The 3,908-nt window shown below is 72.5% G+C and carries 3 protein-coding genes; all 3 read right to left on the bottom strand.

Features of this window, described 5'->3' with window-relative positions; genetic code table 11:
- Window positions 1-139: 139 nt before the first annotated feature.
- Entirely contained in the window at window positions 140-1,939 is a 1,800-nt protein-coding gene (locus D7X55_RS37160) for an ABC transporter ATP-binding protein (protein WP_233610298.1), read from the bottom strand.
- Between the two features lie 45 nt (window positions 1,940-1,984).
- The gene (locus D7X55_RS37155; RefSeq protein WP_121725505.1) at window positions 1,985-2,983 is read right to left on the bottom strand and encodes a Gfo/Idh/MocA family protein; all 999 of its coding nucleotides are present in this window, start codon (window positions 2,981-2,983) and stop codon (window positions 1,985-1,987) included.
- The coding region (locus D7X55_RS37150; RefSeq protein WP_233610297.1) for an alcohol dehydrogenase catalytic domain-containing protein at window positions 2,980-3,908 on the bottom strand (929 nt) is incomplete at its 5' end. The genes D7X55_RS37150 and D7X55_RS37155, both read right to left, overlap by 4 nt.

Below are 3,908 nucleotides of genomic sequence, written 5' to 3'. Positions count from 1 at the left end.
CGTCCACACGCGCGACCCTCGGCCTGTCCGCATGAAACGGTAACCACCCCTCCGGCCGGATCACCCCTCCCTGATGGCTTGCCTGGGTGCGCGTGCGCCGGGACGCGGCGTCACCCTGCTGCCGTGGAGGCGGGCCCGCTCAGGCGGACAATGGCGGCGCGGACGGCACGGGGCGGTCAGGCAGCAGCCCCCGCGTCTGGCGGCGCACGAGCGACGCGTAGTAGCCGTCGTGACGCATGAGCTCCGAGTGCCGGCCTTGTTCGACGATGCGGCCGTCCTGGAGCACCAGGATGCGGTCCGCGTCCACCACGGTGGACAGCCGGTGCGCGATGGCGAACGTGGTGCGGCCCTTCATCAGGCGGCCCAGCGCCTCCTGCACCAGCCACTCGCTCTCCGCGTCCAGCGCGCTGGTGGGTTCGTCCAGCACGAGGATGGGCGGATCCTTGAGCAGCGACCGCGCGATGGCGATGCGCTGGCGCTCACCGGCGGACAGGCGGCTGCCCTTCTCCCCCACCACGGTGTCGTAGCCCTGGGGCAGGTGCTGGATGAACACGTCCGCGTGCGCGGCGCGGGCGGCGGCTTCAATCTCCGCCTGCGAGGCCTCCGGCCGGCCATAGGCGATGTTCGCGCGCACGCTCTCGTTGAAGAGCAGGCTGTCCTGGAGCACCACGCCAATGTGGCGCCGCAGCGACATCTGCTTGAGCGAGCGGACGTCCTGTCCGTCGATGCGCACCACGCCCTCGACGGGGTCGTAGAAGCGGCACAGCAGGCTCATCAGCGTCGTCTTGCCCGCGCCGCTGGGGCCCACGAGGGCAATCGTCTCCCCCGGACGCACCTTCAGGTCCACGCCGCGCAGGAGCGGCCGGCCCGGGCCCGCGCTGGAGGGATAGGCGAAGTGGATGCCGGAGAACTCCACCTCGCCCTTCAGCCCCGTCACCTCGCGCGCGTCGGGGGCGTCGCCCAGGTGGTCCTGCGCGTCCAGGATGGAGAACACCTGGCGCATGGCCACGGACGCCGTGCGCAGCGTGCGGTACACGCCGCTCAGCCCCTGCACCGGACCGAACAGCCCGCCGATGTAGCCCAGGAACGCCACCAGCGTGCCGGTGGTGATGTCGCCCCGGAGCACCAGCAGGGCGCCCATGCCGATGGACGCCACGCGCGCCACCAGCACGGCGACGTTCTGGCCGCCGCTCACCACGGCGTCGTAGCCCACGCCGCGGACGACGACGGCGTTGGCCTCGCGCACGCCGTGCAGGAAGCGCTGCTTTTCGCGCTCCTCCATGGCGCAGCTCTTCACGGTGACGATGCCGGAGAGCACTTCATTGAAGCGGGCGTAGATGCTGGCCCAGCGGTCCATCAGCGTCTGCTCGCGCCGCGTCTGCACGGGCGCGGCCTTGCGCGCGATGAGCACGGGGATGGGCGCGAACGCGAGCGCCACCAGCGCCAGCCGCCAGTCCAGCCGCAGCATGATGATGACGGAGAGCAGCAGGTAGGCCGCGGCGGGCACGACGTTGAAGGCCAGCTCCGTGATGGCGCCCACGAAGCCCTGCATGCCCCGGTCCAGCCGGGTCATGATGGCGCCCACGCCCTCCTCGCGGTGGAAGCTCAGGGGCAGCGAGTGCAGGCGCGTGACGGTGGCCTCGTTGAGCGAATAGTGCACGCCGATGCGCGTGCGCCAGGTGAGCCAGTTCGCCGTGGAGGAGAGCGCCTCGCGCGTCAGCCCCATGAGCACCAGGCCTCCGACGCCCAGGAGCACCGCGCGGGCGGCCCCCTGCGCGCCCAGCTGGTCGAAGATGTGCTTGAGCACCAGCGGCTCCAGCGCGCTCAGCGCGGAGCCGGTGAGCACCAGCAGGAGGATGAGGGCGACCGCGCGCCGGTGCGGCTTGAGCCAGGTCATCGCGCGGGACAGCGATGCGGGAGGGGCAGGAGCGTTCTGCATGAGCGCGTGGAACGCGCCGCCTCCGCCGCCCCTTCCCCGGAAGGCTCAGGCGTACAGGCGGTCCAGCGTGGTGGCCACGTCCACGAGCCGCGCCGCCTCCGCGTCGAAGCGCTCGCCCTTCGCCAGCCGGGTGGCCCACTCCACGGCGGCCCGGCCGCCCCAGGCGTCGGGGGGCGTGCTCAGCCGCTCGCGCTTCGTGCCGTGGAACAGGTCCGCGGTGAAGTCGTGGAAGGAGCCGTCCACGTTGCGGAACGCGGCGCCGCCCTGGGTGCCATAGAACGCCGCCTCGATGACCGCGTCACACCCGGCGGGCAGCTTCCAGGAGCAGGCGAGCTGCACGGCCGTGCCCGAGCCCAGCAGCAGCTGCGCGGCGGCGAAGTCCTCCACGCCCTCCTCGCGCGAGCCAAGCGGCCGGCCTTGCGCGAAGCGCCGGGAGGACACCGCCTCCACCGCCGGGAAGCCGAGCGTCCACAGCGCCAGGTCCACCAGGTGGATGCCCAGGTCCATCACGCAGCCGCCGCCCGCCTGCTTCGGGTCGTAGAACCAGGCCTTGTCCGGACCGTACGCGTTGTGGAACAGGAGGTTCACCGCGTAGACGTGGCCCAGCGCGCCCGCCTGGATGCGCTCGCGCAGCTGCCGCATGCCGGCCGTGAAGCGGTAGCTCAGGTCCACGCCCAGGAGCCGGTCCTTCGCGCGGGCCGCGTCCACCACGCGGCGCACCTCCACCGCCGAGCGGCCCAGCGGCTTCTGGCAGAACACGGACACGCCCCGCTCCAGCGCGCGCAGGGACTGCTCCGCGTGCACCGCGCTGGGCGTGGCGATGACCAGCCCGTCGAGCCCCAGGCCGAGCAGCGCGTCCAGGGACTCGACGCACTTCGCGCCGGGGGCCAGGGCCTGGGCCTCGCGGGCCGCGTCGGCGGAGGGGTCGCAGAGGCCCACGACCTGGACCTGCTCGGAGCGCACCACGGCCTCCATGCGTTGACGGCCAATCCAGCCCACGCCCAGGAAGCCGACGCGGGGTTTCGCTCCCAGCGAGGCGCTCATGGGGTGACAACCCCCTTGAGGAAGCCGTCCGGACGCGTGCGCATGGCGTCGAAGGCGCGGTCCATCTCCGCCATGGGGAAGGAGGTGAAGAGGGGGAACGGATCCAGGCGGCCGGAGGCGACGGCGTCCACGGCCAGGCACATGCCTTCGACGTAGACCTGGGGGTCGCGCTCGTGGGCGTTGATGACGTCCAGTCCGCGCCAGTTCCACAGCTGCAGGTTCACCTGCCGGAGCCCGTCCTGGTGGTAGCCCGCGATGACGAGCTTGCCGCGCACGCGGGTCAGCTCCCCCGCGAGGTCCAGGGGCCACTGCGTGCCCACGGCTTCGATGACGCGGTCGCAGAAGTCCCCGGACGTCAGGGCCTTCACGCGCTCGATGATGCGGGAGTGGTCATCCATGGGGATGCACTCGGAGGCCCCCTGGCCGCGAGCCAGCTCCAGCGCCCAGGGCCTGCGGGCGATGGCGAGCACGCGAGCGCCCGCGTTGGCCACAAGCCGCGTCACCACCGCGCCCAGGAAGCCGATGCCGATGATGGCGACGGTCTGGCCGGGCTGGATGTCCGCGCGGCGGAAGATGTTCATCGCGCAGCCCAGGGGTTCACCGGGGAAGGGCCTGCCCGCGAGTGACGGAGGCAGCACCACCGTGGAGGCGGCGTCCGCGAGGTCGAACTCCGCGAAGGCGGCCGAGGAGAGCATGGCCACGCGGTCGCCGGGTTTCAGGCTGGAGACGCCCGGGCCCAGGGCATCCACCACGCCCCAGCCTTCATGTCCCGGAGCGCCGGGAGGCAGGGGGTAGCGGAACCACTCGCGTCCCTCCCACACGGGGAGGTTGGAGCCGCAGACGCCGCAGCCCTCCATCCGCACCCGCACCTGGCCGGGGCCCGGTTCAGGAAGGGCCACGCGCTCCACGCGGATGCCCCGAGGCC

It is taken from the genome of Corallococcus sp. AB049A, from assembly GCF_003668885.1.
GTDB lineage: Bacteria > Myxococcota > Myxococcia > Myxococcales > Myxococcaceae > Corallococcus > Corallococcus interemptor.
This window is presented reverse-complemented; position numbering and strand designations above follow the sequence as displayed.

Excerpts from the sequence above, each read along its gene's own strand:
- D7X55_RS37160 (WP_233610298.1), bottom strand. The coding sequence starts at position 1,939 with ATGCAGAACGCTCCTGCCCCTCCCGCATCGCTGTCCCGCGCGATGACC.
- D7X55_RS37155 (WP_121725505.1), bottom strand. The coding sequence starts at position 2,983 with ATGAGCGCCTCGCTGGGAGCGAAACCCCGCGTCGGCTTCCTGGGCGTG.